The 15,962-nt window shown below is 48.4% G+C and carries 19 protein-coding genes; 13 read left to right on the forward strand and 6 right to left on the reverse strand.

The features are described 5' to 3' along the window. Positions 1-921: an ABC transporter ATP-binding protein gene (locus tag ACY2IG_RS05795; protein WP_023467748.1), complete on the forward strand. Its 921-nt coding sequence runs from the start codon at positions 1-3 to the stop codon at positions 919-921. Then, on the forward strand, positions 914-1,912 hold the full coding sequence (locus tag ACY2IG_RS05800) for an ABC transporter permease (RefSeq protein ID WP_035408742.1): 999 nt from the start codon (positions 914-916) through the stop codon (positions 1,910-1,912). The genes ACY2IG_RS05795 and ACY2IG_RS05800 overlap by 8 nt, the downstream gene beginning before the upstream one ends. 39 nt (positions 1,913-1,951) lie before the next feature. Here ACY2IG_RS05800 and ACY2IG_RS05805 read toward each other — a convergent pair whose 3' ends face one another. Continuing rightward, a complete protein-coding gene (locus ACY2IG_RS05805) occupies positions 1,952-2,476 on the reverse strand; it encodes a P-loop NTPase family protein (RefSeq protein WP_462618467.1) in 525 nt (174 codons plus the stop codon). Between the two features lie 508 nt (positions 2,477-2,984). Between ACY2IG_RS05805 and miaA the strand changes: the two genes are divergently transcribed. Both miaA and hfq read left to right on the forward strand, forming a co-directional pair. Next, positions 2,985-3,911 (forward strand): tRNA (adenosine(37)-N6)-dimethylallyltransferase MiaA, encoded by a 927-nt coding sequence (gene miaA, locus ACY2IG_RS05810; RefSeq protein WP_375091486.1) that lies wholly within the window; start codon positions 2,985-2,987, stop codon positions 3,909-3,911. Positions 3,912-3,959: 48 nt separating this feature from the next. Continuing rightward, positions 3,960-4,208, forward strand: a complete 249-nt coding sequence (gene hfq, locus ACY2IG_RS05815; protein ID WP_023467753.1) for an RNA chaperone Hfq — start codon at positions 3,960-3,962, stop codon at positions 4,206-4,208. A gap of 149 nt (positions 4,209-4,357) precedes the next feature. On the opposite strand, the gene ACY2IG_RS05820 is transcribed toward hfq, so the two are convergent. Beyond that, complete coding sequence (locus ACY2IG_RS05820) at positions 4,358-5,329, reverse strand: tyrosine-type recombinase/integrase (RefSeq protein ID WP_308101258.1); 972 nt, start codon at positions 5,327-5,329, stop codon at positions 4,358-4,360. A gap of 139 nt (positions 5,330-5,468) precedes the next feature. Here ACY2IG_RS05820 and hflX point away from each other — a divergent pair, with 139 nt between their 5' ends. From hflX to ACY2IG_RS05850, 6 genes are all read left to right on the forward strand, one after another. Further along, positions 5,469-6,710, forward strand: coding sequence for a GTPase HflX (hflX, locus tag ACY2IG_RS05825; protein WP_034785946.1), 1,242 nt, complete (start codon positions 5,469-5,471; stop codon positions 6,708-6,710). A gap of 2 nt (positions 6,711-6,712) precedes the next feature. Continuing rightward, on the forward strand, positions 6,713-7,990 hold the full coding sequence (locus ACY2IG_RS05830) for a methionine gamma-lyase family protein (RefSeq protein WP_035408732.1): 1,278 nt from the start codon (positions 6,713-6,715) through the stop codon (positions 7,988-7,990). A gap of 141 nt (positions 7,991-8,131) precedes the next feature. Then, positions 8,132-8,530, forward strand: coding sequence for a MerR family transcriptional regulator (locus ACY2IG_RS05835; RefSeq protein WP_023467758.1), 399 nt, complete (start codon positions 8,132-8,134; stop codon positions 8,528-8,530). Between the two features lie 45 nt (positions 8,531-8,575). Next, the gene (glnA, locus tag ACY2IG_RS05840; protein WP_462618468.1) at positions 8,576-9,922 is read left to right on the forward strand and encodes a type I glutamate--ammonia ligase; all 1,347 of its coding nucleotides are present in this window, start codon (positions 8,576-8,578) and stop codon (positions 9,920-9,922) included. Between the two features lie 117 nt (positions 9,923-10,039). Next, the gene (locus ACY2IG_RS05845) at positions 10,040-10,276 is read left to right on the forward strand and encodes a (4Fe-4S)-binding protein (RefSeq protein ID WP_050678346.1); all 237 of its coding nucleotides are present in this window, start codon (positions 10,040-10,042) and stop codon (positions 10,274-10,276) included. Continuing rightward, a complete protein-coding gene (locus ACY2IG_RS05850; RefSeq protein WP_462618469.1) occupies positions 10,251-10,526 on the forward strand; it encodes a GNAT family N-acetyltransferase in 276 nt (91 codons plus the stop codon). Before ACY2IG_RS05845 ends, ACY2IG_RS05850 begins: the two co-directional genes overlap by 26 nt. Before the next feature lie 313 nt (positions 10,527-10,839). Here the strand turns inward: ACY2IG_RS05850 and ACY2IG_RS05855 are convergent, their stop codons facing one another. Both ACY2IG_RS05855 and ACY2IG_RS05860 read right to left on the reverse strand, forming a co-directional pair. Beyond that, complete coding sequence (locus ACY2IG_RS05855; protein ID WP_035408727.1) at positions 10,840-11,166, reverse strand: AzlD domain-containing protein; 327 nt, start codon at positions 11,164-11,166, stop codon at positions 10,840-10,842. Beyond that, positions 11,145-11,846 carry an AzlC family ABC transporter permease gene (locus ACY2IG_RS05860; RefSeq protein ID WP_462618470.1) on the reverse strand — a complete coding sequence of 234 codons (702 nt, stop codon included), beginning with the start codon at positions 11,844-11,846 and terminating at the stop codon, positions 11,145-11,147. Before ACY2IG_RS05860 ends, ACY2IG_RS05855 begins: the two co-directional genes overlap by 22 nt. Before the next feature lie 154 nt (positions 11,847-12,000). Between ACY2IG_RS05860 and dhaK the strand changes: the two genes are divergently transcribed. The 3 genes from dhaK to dhaM are packed head-to-tail and all read left to right on the forward strand — an operon-like array spanning position 12,001 to position 13,957. After that, positions 12,001-12,969, forward strand: coding sequence for a dihydroxyacetone kinase subunit DhaK (gene dhaK / locus ACY2IG_RS05865; RefSeq protein WP_035408722.1), 969 nt, complete (start codon positions 12,001-12,003; stop codon positions 12,967-12,969). A gap of 24 nt (positions 12,970-12,993) precedes the next feature. Beyond that, on the forward strand, positions 12,994-13,596 hold the full coding sequence (gene dhaL / locus ACY2IG_RS05870; RefSeq protein ID WP_290749278.1) for a dihydroxyacetone kinase subunit DhaL: 603 nt from the start codon (positions 12,994-12,996) through the stop codon (positions 13,594-13,596). After that, on the forward strand, positions 13,589-13,957 hold the full coding sequence (gene dhaM, locus ACY2IG_RS05875; RefSeq protein ID WP_195865422.1) for a dihydroxyacetone kinase phosphoryl donor subunit DhaM: 369 nt from the start codon (positions 13,589-13,591) through the stop codon (positions 13,955-13,957). Before dhaL ends, dhaM begins: the two co-directional genes overlap by 8 nt. 87 nt (positions 13,958-14,044) lie before the next feature. Here dhaM and ACY2IG_RS05880 read toward each other — a convergent pair whose 3' ends face one another. Further along, positions 14,045-14,365, reverse strand: a complete 321-nt coding sequence (locus tag ACY2IG_RS05880; protein WP_290749282.1) for a hypothetical protein — start codon at positions 14,363-14,365, stop codon at positions 14,045-14,047. A 78-nt stretch (positions 14,366-14,443) separates the two neighbouring features. Next, positions 14,444-15,946, reverse strand: a complete 1,503-nt coding sequence (glpK, locus tag ACY2IG_RS05885; protein ID WP_035408709.1) for a glycerol kinase GlpK — start codon at positions 15,944-15,946, stop codon at positions 14,444-14,446. Positions 15,947-15,962 lie beyond the last annotated feature (16 nt).

The following is a 15,962-nucleotide window of genomic DNA, read 5'->3' on the forward strand; positions in this document are numbered from 1 at the left end:
GTGAAACCAACAGTTAAATTAGAAGGTGTAACAAAGGTGATCGGAAAAAAAACGATCATCGATAATATCTCGTTTGAAATTCAACCGGGTGAGGTCTTCGGATTCCTTGGACCGAACGGGGCAGGGAAAACGACGACGATCCGGATGCTCGTCGGACTGATCAAACCGACGTCCGGTAAAATCACAGTCTGTGACTTCGATGTCCGCAAACAGTTCGTCCAAGCGATGGAGCGGATTGGTTCGATCGTTGAGAACCCGGAGTTGTATAAATATTTGACAGGTCGTGAAAATTTACAAGTCTTTGCCCGGATGTTACCGAATGTCGACGAGGCAAGGATTCAGGAAGTCATCGATCTCGTCGATTTGACGGCGCGTGTCGACGATCAAGTCCGGACATACTCGCTCGGGATGCGTCAGCGTCTCGGTATCGCCCAAGCACTACTCGGACGACCAAGCGTCTTGATTCTCGACGAACCGACGAATGGTCTCGATCCGATGGGGATTCGGGATTTGCGTCAATTCATCCGCCGGCTCGTCGAGGAAACGGGACTGTCGGTCCTCGTCTCGAGTCATATTCTCGCTGAAATCGAGATGCTCGCCGATCGTGTCGCGATCATGAGTTACGGTAAAATCGTCCAAGTCGGAACGGTCAAGGAGCTGGTTGAGTCGCTTGCTCCTGGTGTTGATTGGCGTGTCGATGATGCCTTCAAGGCGAACGAAATTTTATCGGCTTCTGATTTAGTTCAAGTATCCGAAGTCGTCGATGCGAATACGGTCCATACCTTGATGGATGCTAGTAAGACGCCGGCACTCAACAAGCAGTTGCTTGAAGCAGGTGTTGAAGTTTGGACGATCGAACGGAAAGTCCAGACGCTTGAAGATCTGTTCATCACGTTGACGGGAGGCGATCACATTGCGTAATCCGAACATGATCGGTCTCGTCCGAAATGAAGTTACGAAAATCGCTTCGAAACGTCGGTTTGCTGTCGTTGCGATCATCCTCATCGTCCTCGTCTCAATGTTTACGTACGCACAGTATCGAGACATTCAAGAACAGATCAAAAAGCAAGGAACACTTGATTGGCGGGTTGAACTTCAACAAGATATCGTCGATACACAGAACCGTCTTGCTTCTAGCAGTATTCAAGATGAGTTCCGTCAGTTCCTTGAATTCGACCTAAAACAAAACCAATACTATCTCGATAACGACATCAATCCGAATTATCCGGGAGCCCCGACGTTCATCCGGATATTCTTTTCGCAAGGATTGACGCTGATTTTACCGCTGTTCATCATCGTCATCATGGCGGACATCGTCAGCGGGGAACAAAATGACGGAACGATCAAGACATTGCTGTCGCGACCGGTCCGGCGTTGGAAGATCCTCATGGCGAAATGGTTGACGGTATTACTTTATACATCGATGCTGATGGCATTGACCGTCGTCGTCTGTTATGCGATATCCGGAATCGTCCTCGGTTATGACGGCTGGACCGCACCGATCTTGACCGGATTCCAAGCTTCACCGAGCGGAACGTTCTCGACTGAATTCGTGCACACGTTACCGATGTGGGAGTATCTGTTGATGGCGGTCGGTCTAGCCTGGATCGTCACGGCGGTCGTCGGGACGATTGCCTTGATGGTCTCCGTTCTCGTCAAGAATACGGCGACAGGCATCGGGATCATGATGGCAGTTTTGATTTCCGGTACGTTACTGACGACGCTCGGTTCGAGCTGGACGAGTTCGAAGTATCTCGTCAACGTCAACTTTGGACTGATTAACTACCTTGATGGTCAAGCGCCACCGATCGAAGGGATGACACTTCCGTTCTCGCTTGCTGTCCTCGGTTGTTGGACGGTCGCGGCACTAATCGTTGCCTTCTGGAACTTCACGCAAAAAGATATGTATTAAGACAAACGGGTCCACCTGAAGAGGGGGACCCGTTTTTCATTATTTGTGAGGCAATTTGTCGTATGTTTCCATTATTTTTTGATACTGAAGCTGTGTCGGTATGGAAGCGTCTAATCTTAGAACGGGGGAAACCGACCGTTCCATTTGCAGTTGGTGTTCCGCGAACGTGCCGATCATCTTCGGGTCCGTCGCTGTATGATACGTCCGGCACCAGTCGAGGAAATCATTTGATCCTGAAAAGTCAGGATAACGTGCTGCTTCGCGTGCGATGAGCCGTTCCATCCGGAGCGATTCGTCGAGCGACAGGAAGACGAGCAAGTCCCGATTGGTGAAACCATCCGGGTGCCAGGCGAAGACGGAACCGGAGACGACGTAATCACGGTAAGACAGTATATCTGCTTCATACATGGAAAATCGCTCGGAGACGTCACGTTTTTCAGTGAACTTCGTATCTTTCCAGAGATAATGGTCGGTATCGATCCACGCAATCCGTTCCGATTGTCCGATGAATGCACCTAGTGTACTTTTTCCAGTACCAGACCCACCAATGATTTGAATGCGCACGAGAACCAGCTCCTTTCGAAATAATCTACTAGCACACAGAACAGGCCCGGGCATGATGCCGGACCTGTTCTGTGGAAGAAGGAAATCTTCCTATGTCGCCTCGTGCCAGCACAAGACATGGAATCGAGAGGCAGTGCCTCTAATAGGAAGCCGATGCAGGTCAGCCTCCGCGCTACGTACCAATCGTACTTTTATCATACTGATTCCAAGAATTGGTGTCAAACCTGCTCGAAAGGGTTTACAAACCATTCAAACCGTCAAAAGAGAGAATAACGATGACTAGAGGAGGAACGACCATGGCAGATTGGGGCATCATGCTGACAGGCGTCGTCATTTGTGGATGGTGCATCTTTAGTGCCATCTATGACGATTTCATCCGTCGCGTATAAGACAAGTAAGTATGGAACCGTCCAAGGAGGGCGGTTTTTTTGTGGATTTTTTTAATCCTAGTAAGTGGCTGTGGTACACTCGAATCAAAAATGAAAAGATAAAGAATGGGTGAAGCAGAATGAAGAAACAACCAGTTATCGTCATCGTCGGACCGACGGCAGTCGGAAAAACGAAGACAGGCATTGAACTCGCAAAACGACTAAACGGAGAGGTCTTATCCGGAGATTCGGTTCAAGTCTATCAAGGGATGGACATCGGATCGGCAAAAGTGACGACCGAAGAGATGGAAGGAGTGCCGCATCATCTGCTTGATCTCGTTACACCGGACGACGAGATGAGTGTAGCCCGTTTCCAAACGGTTGCCCGAGCAACGATCGATGAGATCGCGAGCCGTGGTAAGTTGCCGATCATCGTCGGCGGAACAGGGCTTTACATCCGTTCAATTTTATATGACTACCAGTTTACTGAGCAGGCAGAAGATCCAGCCTTACGGGCTGAACTCGAAGCGTATGCGGCGACACATGGAGCAACTGCACTACATGATCAGTTAAAGGAACTCGATCCGGTGCGCGCAGAAGCGATTCATCCGAATAACATCCAGCGGGTCGTTCGGGCGATCGAGGTCGCGCGGACTGGTCAGACACAAACGACTGGCAGTCAACCGGCACTTTACGAGAGTTTGTTGTTCGTTTTACACATGAAAGACCGGGATCGTTTGTATGACCGGATTGATCAGCGGGTAGACATGATGGTCGACAGTGGCCTTCTAGAGGAAGTGGCGCGTCTGGACGCTGCCGGGTATCGACAGACGAAGGCGTTGCAAGCGATTGGTTATAAAGAGATGTTACCTGTTCTTGACGGAGCACCACTCGATCCTGCTGTTGACATGCTAAAACGGAACACACGACGCTTCGCCAAACGTCAATTGACATGGTTCCGTCATCAATTTGATGGCGTTTGGGTAGATATGGGAAAGTTTTCATTTGAAGAAACGTTCAAAATTATCTATGATAGAACTGTAGAGTTTCTGAAAGCGGTTAAATAAGAGTTGCCCGAAGACAGAAACAGATAAAAAGAGGGGGCACGGGGAATCATGAAAGCGACATACAACATTCAGGACGTCTTTTTAAATCAATTACGGAAAGATGCAGTCCCAACGACTGTTTTCTTAATCAGCGGGTATCAATTACGGGGGCTGATCAAGTCATTTGATAACTTCACGGTCATTTTGGAGTCGGAAGGCAAACAGCAATTGATCTACAAACACGCAATTTCGACGTTCGCACCAGCGCGCAACGTGACGTTATATGAACAAGAAGAGACACAAGAAGTTTCTCGCTAATGAAAAAGACGACCGGGGGGTCGTCTTTTTTTAGGTTTCATTCAGGTGTGGGTCGTATTAAAAATTCGAGACGAATAACGAAAGAAGAATGACGCTTCGCAAGTGAAGTGAAAAATGACAGCTACTTCACTTTCAGCGTAAATGTGTCATTACAGTAATGGTGTCAGTTCCTCGACCGCCTCTTCATAACGTCGAAGCGAGACATCCTTATAAAGACACGTCTTCTGCAGGCGTTCTTCCTTCGTCATCTCGTCCTGATACGTTTTTAGGATGAAGCTGTTGCGTAACATCGACGGCGTCAAGACCCGCTTGTTGTCCGACCGTTCATTCAGCTGACGCATCATCTTCGTGATCATGACGATCGACAATTGCTTCGGTGCATTCTTACTGTAAACCCAGCGGAATGTCATCCGGGCGAAGTCGAACGCGACGAAAAAAGGGTCGGTACTGTGATAACGAGGACGGACGGGCTCCGGAATCGTCTTCAAGTAACGCAACATGATATCTTGATCTTCCCGCTCGAGATGGAGCAGGTAGCGGTTGCCGAGTCGATCGTGGACGGTCATCTCTTGCTGGGCGAAGTTGAGATCTTGCATCTTTAAGCCGATGATGTGATGGACGCGTAAACCGTAGCGATAAAACAGGCGGAGAATGAGTTCGTTTCGATCGATCAAATATGGACGGGCCTTCAATTGATGTTCCGTCAAGCCGCGATCGGATTGATTCGTTCGGACGAGTTGCTCGTATTCCTTAAAGGAAGCGACGTGTTTTGCCGTCAATTCATGTGTCGGTTGTGCGTATTCGATCAGCTTCGCCTTCGTTTGTCGAATTTGGTAATTGACTTGATTGATGACGGTGACGATTCGGGCGACCGTCGCTTGTTGGTAGAGTTTCTCTTCGATCAAGTACTCATTGATGAACGTCTTCCACGTCTCGATCGAAATCGCCTTGAAATCATCGATCGTCTCAAGTGGTTGATCGACATCCGTCATATAGCGGTGGACTTCGATTAAATCGTACCGATAGCGCCGGACGGTCGAAAGTTGTCGTCCGCTTGTCGTTAAATAAAATAGGTAGCGTTCAATGAACTCTGGAAGCGTATACGACTGTTCGCGTGCCATCGTTTTCCTCCCTTTCGTAATGGTGTTTCTTCCATCATAAACCGAACGGATGTTTCCTGTCCAAAAAAGTTCAGACGAACCGGTGGCTGTGGTATGATAAGGGGCGCAGTACGTCTTTACTCGTGAAAGGAATGATATTATGTCAGAACGCGTCATCGTCGTTGGTTGCCAGCTCCCCGGTGTCCCGGATCATGTCTATGAAGAATCGGTCGCGGAGCTCGAAGCACTCGTAACGACTGCGCATGGTGTCGTCGTCGGTCGTTTGGATCAAAAACGACAAGCAATTGACCGCCGTACGTTCATCGGAAAAGGAAAGGTTGAGGAACTCGTTGCGTTAGCAGACGAACTTGAACCTGATTTAATCATATTCAATGCTGAAGTCACGCCCGGTCAAATGAAAAATATCCGGATTGCCTTATCAGACCCGGAAGCGATCAAGTTGATCGACCGGACGCAGTTGATTCTCGATATCTTCGCTGGACGTGCCCAATCACGCGAAGGGAAATTGCAGGTCGAACTGGCACAGATGAGTTATCTGTTGCCACGTCTTGCTGGGCAGGGAACACAACTGTCACGTCTTGGTGGCGGAATTGGAACACGTGGACCAGGTGAGTCGAAACTCGAGACGGATCGTCGTCATATCCGGCGCCGCGTCGATGAGATTTCGAAACAACTCGAGACATCCGTCGCGCATCGTGCCCGTTACCGGGAACGTCGCAAAGAGAACCAGACGTTCCAAATCGCACTCGTTGGTTATACGAATGCCGGCAAATCAACGATCTTCAACCGATTGACTCAAGCCGACACATACGAAAAGGATGAGTTGTTCGCGACGCTCGATCCGTTGACACGTCAAGTCGATTTGCCAGAAGGTGGGCAAATCCTCCTGACGGATACAGTCGGTTTCATTCAAGATCTGCCGACAAAGTTGATCGCAGCGTTCCGTTCGACACTCGAGGAAGTGCTAGAAGCGGACTTGATCCTCCACGTCGTCGATGCGTCGAGTGAGCATTACTTGAACCAGATGCAGACGACGAACGATGTTCTCGATGAACTCGGTGCCGGTGACATTCCGCAACTCGAAGTCTACAACAAGAAGGATCAATTGAACCGCTTGTTTACAGGCGGGAAACTGTTGATCTCTGCACTTGATCCGCAGGACATCGAGCGTTTGATTGAAGAGATCGAACGTTCAATCAGTGAGATCCTCGAGTATCTCGAGATCCGCATCCCGGTTGATGGTTTTGCTCATTACAATCCGGCAAAGGAAGTCATGATGAACTTGAAGGAATCGTTCGAAGAAGATGGTTCTGTCATTCTTAAAGGTTACTTGCGTAAAGATACGCGTCTATATGCGACATTGAAACAATACGAGGTGTAAACATGTTTTCAGAATTAACCCATTACGAAACGCTTCGTCCGCTCATTGACCGGGCGGAGGAACAGATCGCTCCGTACGTCAAGAAGGCGCAAGAGGTCGCGGAATATAATCAATTCCGTGTCCTCGATGCGTTTCGGCGTCACAAGGTCAGTGATTTTCATTTCATGCCGTCAACTGGCTATGGTTACAACGATGAAGGACGCGATACGCTCGAACGCATCTATGCCGACGTCTTCGGTGCGGAAGCCGGTCTTTGTCGTCCACAAATCATCAGCGGCACCCACGCAATCGGTATCGCATTGTTCGGTTTATTGTTGCCGGGCGATGAACTGCTCTATATCACAGGAAAACCATACGACACGCTCGAAGAGATCGTCGGAATTCGTGGTGACGGACGCGGTTCATTAAAGGAACTGGGCGTCCACTATGATGTCGTCGAGATGAAAAACGCCGAGACGATCGACGTACCGGCCGTTCTCGAACGGATCACACCGCAGACGAAGGTCGTCGGGATTCAGCGTTCAAAAGGGTATGCGACGCGACGCAGTCTACCGGTTAATGAAATCGGTGAAGCGATCGCCGCCATCAAAGACGCTCATCCCCATGTCTTGATTTTCGTCGATAACTGCTATGGTGAATTCGTCGAGACGATCGAACCGACGCACGTCGGGGCAGACTTGATGGCAGGGTCGTTGATTAAGAATCCGGGTGGTGGTCTTGCGAAGACTGGCGGTTATCTCGTCGGTCGAACGGACTTGATCGAACGGGCATCGTTCCGGATGACGACGCCAGGGATTGGCGCCGAAGCCGGTCCATCGTTATCCGCACTTCCGGATATGTATCAAGGTTTCTATATGGCACCACATACGGTTAGCCAAGCGTTGATGGGTGCGATGTTCACGTCAAGCATGCTCGGTCAGTTCGGCTTTGACACGGCACCGCACCATACGGCAGAACGGACGGATTTGATTCAATCGGTCTCGTTCCATGCGCCGGAGCCGATGATTGCTTTCTGTCAGGCGATCCAAGCTGCTTCACCCGTCAATGCACATGCGTTACCAATTCCGGATTATATGCCGGGATATGCGGACGATGTCATCATGGCAGCAGGAACGTTCGTACAAGGCTCATCGATCGAGTTGTCAGCGGATGGTCCGATCCGTGCACCCTATACTGCATACGTCCAAGGCGGTTTAACGTATAGCCACGTCAAGATCGCGATCATCTCAGCCGTCAATCACTTGATGGAAAAACAATTAATTCCAGAAAAAAACGTTTAATACTAGCATATCTCGTGAAAACGACCTCTGAACGACTTCGAGTAAAGTGATTAAAAAAGTTGTGTTAACTTTTCTTACATCGCTTGACAAGTTGCCTGACAGAGGTTTATTCTCATGGAGTAAGGAAAAAGGAGGAACCACATGGCAGACTCATCACGCCAGTCCAAGCCACTATTTCCCATCGGAGTCGTTCAAGAGTTGACCGCGTTATCTGCCCGCCAGATCCGATATTACGAAGAACAGGGACTGATTAAGCCGGAGCGGACAGAGACGAAGCGTCGCCTCTATTCGTTCAACGATGTCGATCGCCTGTTGTCGATTAAGGAATACCTGGATCAGGGACTGAATATCGCAGGGATCAAATTGATTTTTGAAAACGATCTCGTCAAACGCGAACGCGTTGCGGAGAGCGTCGTCGAGACGCGCCCGGAACTATCTGACGGTGAATTGTATAAACTCCTGAAAAATGAATTGAAGGAAGCAGGACGACATGGAAAGACGTCGCTCATCCAAGGTGAGCTCGGGCGTTTCTTCAAGTAAGGACCTGTAACCATATAAAAACGAATCGGAGAGGGGATTTGTCACATGACACGTCGCAACATTACACGAGAAGACATTTTGAAAATCGCTAAAGCTGAGGATGTACGCTTCATTCGCTTACAGTTCACAGATATCCTCGGAACGATCAAGAACGTTGAAATTCCAGTAAGCCAATTGGAAAAAGCACTTGATAACAAAATGATGTTCGATGGTTCATCGATCGAAGGATTCGTCCGGATCGAAGAATCAGATATGTATCTCTTCCCAGACTTAAACACATGGGTCGTCTTCCCATGGACAGAAGATGGAACAGGGAAAGTTGCACGTTTAATCTGTGACATCCATAATCCGGATGGCTCGCCGTTCGCAGGAGACCCACGTGGTCAGCTCAAACGGGTACTTAAAGAGATGGAAGAACTCGGTTTCACATCATTCAACGTTGGACCAGAGCCAGAATTCTTCCTCTTCAAGAAAGATGAAAAAGGTCGTCCGACACTTGAATTGAACGACCAAGGTGGATACTTCGACCTCGCACCAGTCGATCTTGGTGAAAATTGCCGTAAAGAAATCGTCATCGAGCTCGAGAACATGGGCTTTGAAATCGAAGCATCACACCACGAAGTCGCTCCAGGTCAGCACGAAATCGACTTCAAATATGCGGATGCGATCACGACAGCGGATAACATCCAAACGTTCAAACTTGTTGTCAAGACGATCGCGGCGAAGCACAACTTGCACGCGACATTCATGCCAAAACCACTCTTCGGAGTCAACGGATCAGGAATGCACGCGAACATGTCGCTTTTCAAAGGCAACGAGAACGTCTTCTTCGATGAAGGCAACGAAGACATGCAATTGTCGGAAGATGCACGTGCCTTCACAGCAGGTATCCTCAAACACGCACGTGCCTTCACAGCGGTTTGTAACCCGACAGTCAACTCATACAAACGTCTTGTTCCTGGCTACGAAGCGCCTTGCTACGTCGCATGGTCAGCCCGTAACCGTTCACCACTCGTCCGTGTTCCTGCAGCACGTGGACTCTCGACTCGTATCGAAGTTCGTTCAGTCGATCCAGCAGCGAATCCGTACCTCGCGCTTGCGACATTGCTCGCTTCAGGTCTCGACGGAATCAAGAACAACTTGAAAGCACCGGCTCCAATCGACCGTAACATCTACGTCATGGACAAACCGGAACGCGTTGCGAACGGAATCGATGATCTTCCATCAACACTCAGCCACGCACTCGAAGTCTTGAAAGCGGATGACGTCGTCATGCACGCTCTCGGCGATCACATCGCAGAGCACTTCGTTGAATTGAAAGAAATCGAATGGGATATGTTCCGGACGCAAGTCACGGAATGGGAACGCGATCAGTACATGGTCTTGTTCTAATCCAACTCAAGCACTTCTGGACTTTTGTCTGGAAGTGCTTTTTTTCATGTCGTCGACAGGAATTGAGTCAAGGATATGGAAAGATACAAGAGTACAAAGAAAGGGAGACGATACATCATGAAAAAAGGATATGAAGGCAAAGAGATCACGGTCTATTTTGATTCGGAAGTCTGCATTCATTCCGGTCATTGTGTACGAAGTCTACCGACCGTCTTTGATGTCAAACGGCGTCCGTGGATTGAAGCGGACGGGGCGCCGGTGGAAGACGTTATGCGCGTCGTCGATGGTTGTCCAAGCGGCGCCTTATCTTACGAACGGAGGGAAGCAAATGGAGCTGAAACGAGCGGAACGTAAAATCGAAGCCCATCAGGAAGGTAAAGTGATTGGAGAAATCACTTACAGCGATACGAACAACGGCATGTGGATCATCGATCACACGTATGTTGATCCCGCGCACCGGAACCAACAGATTGGGGAACAACTCGTTGCCGAGATCGTCAACTGGGCACGGGAAGCAAACGTCAAGCTACTGCCGTTATGTCCGTTTGCGAAAAAAGAGTTCGAACATCAATCGGATTATCAGGATGTACAAGCAAATACGTGATCACAAAAATCTCCTCCGGTCTCTCAAGACTAGAGGAGATTTTTTCGAGTCATTGTTTGTGATCTCTGACTTTCATTTTGCGAGAAACAACCATCGCACCGAAATAGGCGATGACGTACAACACGACCAGTCCTTGTTTTAGCATGTAAGGTAGATCCATTTGATTCACAAGTAGAAAACTAGCGCACGATAAAATTAAAAAGGGTATTAGCCACTTGTTCGGCACATCAGCACCTCCTTCACTATCTATGTATTTCTATTTTAAGGATAACACAAAATATTTACCGGAATATGTTAAAGATGAATAACTTGCTTACAGATAAATCCTTAGAAACGCCATCGTGACGACACCGGTGATGACCGTCCAAGAAAGACTTTTACTGAAAATCGCGACTGCCATCGTCGGTAGGGCGGCGAAGACATGAAGCGTCGAAATCGTCGGGAACGCGTTGTCTTGCGCGATAAGTAAATTTTGAAAGAAGAGGGCGCCAAGCAGGCAGACGGGAATGAACGAGAGCCATTCCGTTACAAGGCGCGGTAACGTCAGTCCATGAAGGACGAGAAACGGTAAGATACGTGGAATCCAAGTGACGAGTCCACAAGCTAAAAAGAGACCGATTAATTCTGGGCGGATTTCCATCGTGTGATCACGACTCCTATACTAGCGCCACCGAGTGTCGCGCAAAGAACGGCGACTTCCGCAGAAAAGTAGCGCATGGTGATGTAAAGCAAAAGTAAGACGATCAATAAGAGGCAACTATTCACGGCAATGCGGGTACGTTCTCCTTCAAATTGTAAGTACAATAAACCGATGAACATCGCCGTCAGAGCAAAGTCGAGACCGAAGCGCTCGGGATCAGGAAACCAGCTACCGACAAGTGTACCGAGTACGGTTGCGATAATCCAGCTAAGATACGCGGTCAGATTTAAGCCATGCATGAAGGACGGTGAGATCTTCCCTTTTTGCGCAGTATTCATTGCGACCGCAAACGATTCATCCGTCAGTAACGTCCCGGTACCGAGTCGATCACGAAGGTGGCGTGTCTCGACGTGCGGAGCGAGCGTCAGACTCATTAACAAGTGCCTGAGATTGACGATGAATGTCGTCAGAATGATGGCAGAGGCGGGAATATTCAACAGCAAGAGACTCGTGATGATGAATTGAGCGGCGCCGGCATAGATGAAGACGGACATGAATCCGACTTCAAAAGGGGATAAGCCGGAGGCACGACCGACGATCCCTGCGGAAAAGCCGATGCCGATATAGCCAAGGACGGTGGGTAGACAGGCGCGGACACCTGCTTGAAAGGCTGATGACATTCAATTCCTCCTCTTTTTTAAGAGCATAGCATTCGTGCGGTATATCGTCACCAACTGGTCAATATTTTCATCATTTTTTTCGACATACTCGACTTGATTTGGTGGTAAAGAGTAAGTGGTACGGCAAAATCAGTTAGGTAAAGGAGCGTTTTTCATGCACAAATTAATGAAAGATTCAAACCGGTTCGTTTCAGACATGGTCGACGGACTCGTACTTGCTCACCCTGATTTGTATAAAAAAGTCGAAGGTGTTAACGTCGTTGCGCGGAAAGTACCACTGGACGGAAAAGTCGGTCTTGTCTCTGGTGGGGGAAGCGGTCACGAACCGGCACACGCTGGATTCGTCGGGGACGGTATGCTTGCTGCGGCTGTTTGTGGGGAAGTGTTCACTTCACCGACACCCGACATGGTGCTTGAAGGCATCAAGGCAGCTCATGGGGGAAAAGGTGTCCTACTCGTCGTCAAGAACTATTCAGGTGACGTCATGAACTTCGATATGGCGAAGGAACTTGCTGAACTCGAGGATATTGAAGTTGATACGGTCGTCGTTAATGATGACATCGCGATCAAAAAGGAAGAGGATCGTCGTGGGGTCGCAGGAACTGTCTTCGTCCATAAGATTGCCGGTGCTGCAGCGGCAGAAGGAAAATCACTAAGTGAAGTCAAAGCAGTTGCGGAAAAAGTCATCAAGGGCGTTCGTTCGATTGGAATGGCACTCTCACCATGTTACATGCCGGAGAGCGGCAAGCCAGGCTTTGAGTTGCATGATGACGAGATGGAGATCGGAATCGGGATCCACGGTGAAAAAGGACTTGAACGAAAAGCAGTCGCTTCCGTTGATGCGATCGTCAAAGAGTTGCTCGATCGTTTGACGAAAGAAGTACCAGACAAAAAAGTCGCCGTCATGGTGAATGGGATGGGCGGAACACCAGAATCCGAACTGTACATCACGTATAAATATGTCGCGGAAGAACTTGAGGCGCATGGTTACGAGATTGCCCGCTCATTCGTTGGAAACTATATGACATCGCTTGAGATGCACGGGTTCTCAATCACGCTCTTACCAGTGGATGATGAACTGCTCGGATATCTCGATGCAGAAACGAAAGCGATTGGATTCTAATTCAAATAAACGGGGTGTAAAAACATGAAGTTGACGACGGAACAGTTGCAAAGCGCGCTCCTCAAAGCAGCGGAACAGATCGAACAGCATAAGGATGAATTGACGGACCTTGACCGGGAAATTGGTGATGGAGATCATGGAATTAACATGTCGCGTGGCTTCCAAGCAGTCCAGAAGACGCTAGAAGAACACGGCGAATATGAGGATTTAGGAGCTTTATCCAAAGAAGTCGGGATGACGCTGATCAAAACGATTGGTGGGGCATCCGGTCCTTTATACGGGACAGCATTCGTTAAGTTCGCCGGTGCATTCAAAGGGAAAACAGAAGTCGAAGGTGCGGATCTTGCAGACGCTTTCCGCGAAGCGACGGAAGGGATCAAATCGCGTGGGAAATCGGAATTCGGTCAAAAGACGATGGTCGATATCTGGACACCGTTCCAAGAAGCGCTCTCGCAAGAAGGGGACTTGAAAGCTGCAATCGATCAAGCACTTGCTGATACAAAAGCGCGTATCGCAACGAAAGGGCGCGCGTCCTACTTCGGTGAAGCGACGGAAGGCGTACAGGACCCAGGTAGTTTATCGAGTGCTTTGCTACTCAGCGAAATTGCGGAGGTGCTTCATGGTTAATCTTGTACTTGTTTCTCATAGTGAAAAACTCGCGGCTGGGCTGAAAGAACTGTTGGCAGAGATGGCACCGGATACGCCAGTCTTAGTAGCAGCCGGTCTTGAAGATGGTAGCATTGGAACAGACGCGACACGAATCGAAGAAACACTGAATACACTAGACGACGATGGAGTCGTCTTAACGGATATTGGTTCTGCGACGATGAACACAGAATTAGCACTTGAATTATACAGTGGCGAACGGACGGTACGTTTTATCGACGCACCACTCGTCGAAGGTGCGTTTTTAGCGGCAGTCCTTAGCGGTCAATCGAAATCTGTTGATGAGATTGAAGACGGATTAAAAAAAGAGTTTGGCAAATAAGTAATAAATCCCCCATCGCGAATAGGCGAGGAGGATTTATTTCAATTACTTCTATTCATATTAAAACTTAGTAGAGACTCTGATGAATCAAAACGACCGGAGCCACTCTTCTAACCACTCTCTAGGTAAGCAAACTGTAGCTAAATCAAGTGTTTGTAATGCATCCAAAGAATACGTGTTATAAAGATAGAGATCCCATTGTGCATCGATATCGTTTGCTACTTCAGTCGCTTGTTCACTTAATGGATAAGTTCCACGTCCGTCAGTTGCAAGATGATAATAATCATTATGGTAGACATTGATCATATACCGGTAACACCAATCTGCCAGTTCTTCATGCGTGATGTTGCCATCAAGCGCGAACTGAATGTATTCTTTTAGCTGTTGATCAGAATAAATGGTATTCATGAGGCACCTCACGCTATATTTTCTATAAGATATCAAAAACCCGGTCCCTCTGTAAAAGGGATCGGGTTATTAATTAACTTATTTCGATGGTTTAAAGACCATTGTCGCTTCCACTGCTTTTTGCCATCCAGCATAGCGTTGTTCACGATCGTCTTCTTTCATCTCTGGTTTAAACTGATGATCGAGCTTCCATTGTTGTTTGATTTCCGCTTTATCTTTCCAGTAACCGACGGCTAATCCAGCAAGATATGCTGCACCGAGTGCTGTCGTTTCGTTGATTTCTGGACGATCGACAGGAACGCCGAGGATGTCCGATTGGAACTGCATCAAGAAGTTATTGGCTACAGCACCACCGTCGACACGAAGTGTTTTCAGTTCGATTCCAGAATCTTGTTCCATCGCTGTCAACACGTCGCGTGTTTGATAAGCGAGTGATTCAAGCGTTGCCCGAACGAAGTGCTCTTTATCTGTTCCGCGTGTTAATCCGAAGATCGCCCCACGAACATCTGAATCCCAATACGGTGCACCAAGACCGACAAAAGCAGGAACGACGTAAACACCGTCTGTTGAATCGACTTTCGTTGCATAGCCTTCTGAATCTTTCGCGTGTTTCAACATACGGAGTCCATCGCGGAGCCACTGGATTGCAGAACCGGCGACGAAGATAGAGCCTTCGAGCGCATATTCGACTTTTCCATCAACGCCCCAAGCAATTGTCGTCAAGAGTCCGTGGTCAGAAGAAACGGCTTTCTCACCTGTGTTCATGAGCATGAAACAACCTGTTCCGTATGTGTTCTTTCCTTCACCTTCTTCAAAACACGTTTGACCAAAGAGTGCAGCTTGTTGGTCACCAGCGATCCCAGCGATTGGCACTTCGTAACCGAAGAAGTGATATGGTACTGTTTTGTCGTAGACTTCACTCGATTGACGAACTTCTGGTAACATTGATGCAGGAACACCGAGGATATCGAGCAACTCTTCATCCCATTTTTGCTCATAGATGTTGTACATCAATGTCCGTGAAGCGTTCGTGTAATCCGTGATATGCGTTTTTCCACCAGACAATTTCCAAACGAGCCACGTATCAATCGTACCGAAGAGTAATTCACCGTTCTCTGCTTGCTCACGTGCGCCTTCGACATTGTCGAGAATCCATTTGACTTTCGTACCAGAGAAGTAGGCATCAATCAAAAGTCCTGTTTTATCACGGAACTTCTGATTCAAACCTTGTTCTTTTAAGTCGTCACAGATACCAGACGTTTGACGTGATTGCCAAACGAGCGCGTGATAAACCGGTTTACCTGTTTCTTTGTTCCAGACCACTGTCGTTTCACGTTGGTTCGTGATTCCGATTCCGGCGATTTGCTCAGGTTTGATATCTGCTGTTCCGAGTGCTTCAGCCATAACAGCAAGAATCGAACCCCAGATTTCGTTTGCATCGTGCTCGACCCAGCCTGGTTGCGGGAAGTATTGCTTGAATTCCCGTTGTGCCGAGTTGACGATTTTCCCGTCGTGATCGAAGATGATCGCACGTGAGCTTGTCGTACCTTGGTCGAGTGCTAGGATATACTTGTTTTCCATTTCGAAATCCCCCTTG

Source organism: Exiguobacterium sp. EF_C8, from assembly GCF_054956715.1.

Coding starts and splice junctions, on each gene's coding strand:
- ACY2IG_RS05855 (WP_035408727.1), bottom strand. CDS start 11,166: ATGGAAATCCGCCCAGAATTAATCGGTCTCTTTTTAGCTTGTGGACTC.
- ACY2IG_RS05860 (WP_462618470.1), bottom strand. CDS start 11,846: ATGTCATCAGCCTTTCAAGCAGGTGTCCGCGCCTGTCTACCCACCGTC.
- ACY2IG_RS05820 (WP_308101258.1), bottom strand. CDS start 5,329: ATGGCACGCGAACAGTCGTATACGCTTCCAGAGTTCATTGAACGCTAC.
- glnA (WP_462618468.1), top strand. CDS start 8,576: ATGACACGTCGCAACATTACACGAGAAGACATTTTGAAAATCGCTAAA.
- hfq (WP_023467753.1), top strand. CDS start 3,960: ATGAAAGCGACATACAACATTCAGGACGTCTTTTTAAATCAATTACGG.
- dhaL (WP_290749278.1), top strand. CDS start 12,994: ATGAAGTTGACGACGGAACAGTTGCAAAGCGCGCTCCTCAAAGCAGCG.
- ACY2IG_RS05850 (WP_462618469.1), top strand. CDS start 10,251: ATGGAGCTGAAACGAGCGGAACGTAAAATCGAAGCCCATCAGGAAGGT.
- ACY2IG_RS05830 (WP_035408732.1), top strand. CDS start 6,713: ATGTTTTCAGAATTAACCCATTACGAAACGCTTCGTCCGCTCATTGAC.
- ACY2IG_RS05845 (WP_050678346.1), top strand. CDS start 10,040: ATGAAAAAAGGATATGAAGGCAAAGAGATCACGGTCTATTTTGATTCG.
- hflX (WP_034785946.1), top strand. CDS start 5,469: ATGTCAGAACGCGTCATCGTCGTTGGTTGCCAGCTCCCCGGTGTCCCG.
- dhaK (WP_035408722.1), top strand. CDS start 12,001: ATGCACAAATTAATGAAAGATTCAAACCGGTTCGTTTCAGACATGGTC.
- ACY2IG_RS05835 (WP_023467758.1), top strand. CDS start 8,132: ATGGCAGACTCATCACGCCAGTCCAAGCCACTATTTCCCATCGGAGTC.
- glpK (WP_035408709.1), bottom strand. CDS start 15,946: ATGGAAAACAAGTATATCCTAGCACTCGACCAAGGTACGACAAGCTCA.
- dhaM (WP_195865422.1), top strand. CDS start 13,589: ATGGTTAATCTTGTACTTGTTTCTCATAGTGAAAAACTCGCGGCTGGG.
- ACY2IG_RS05880 (WP_290749282.1), bottom strand. CDS start 14,365: ATGAATACCATTTATTCTGATCAACAGCTAAAAGAATACATTCAGTTC.
- miaA (WP_375091486.1), top strand. CDS start 2,985: ATGAAGAAACAACCAGTTATCGTCATCGTCGGACCGACGGCAGTCGGA.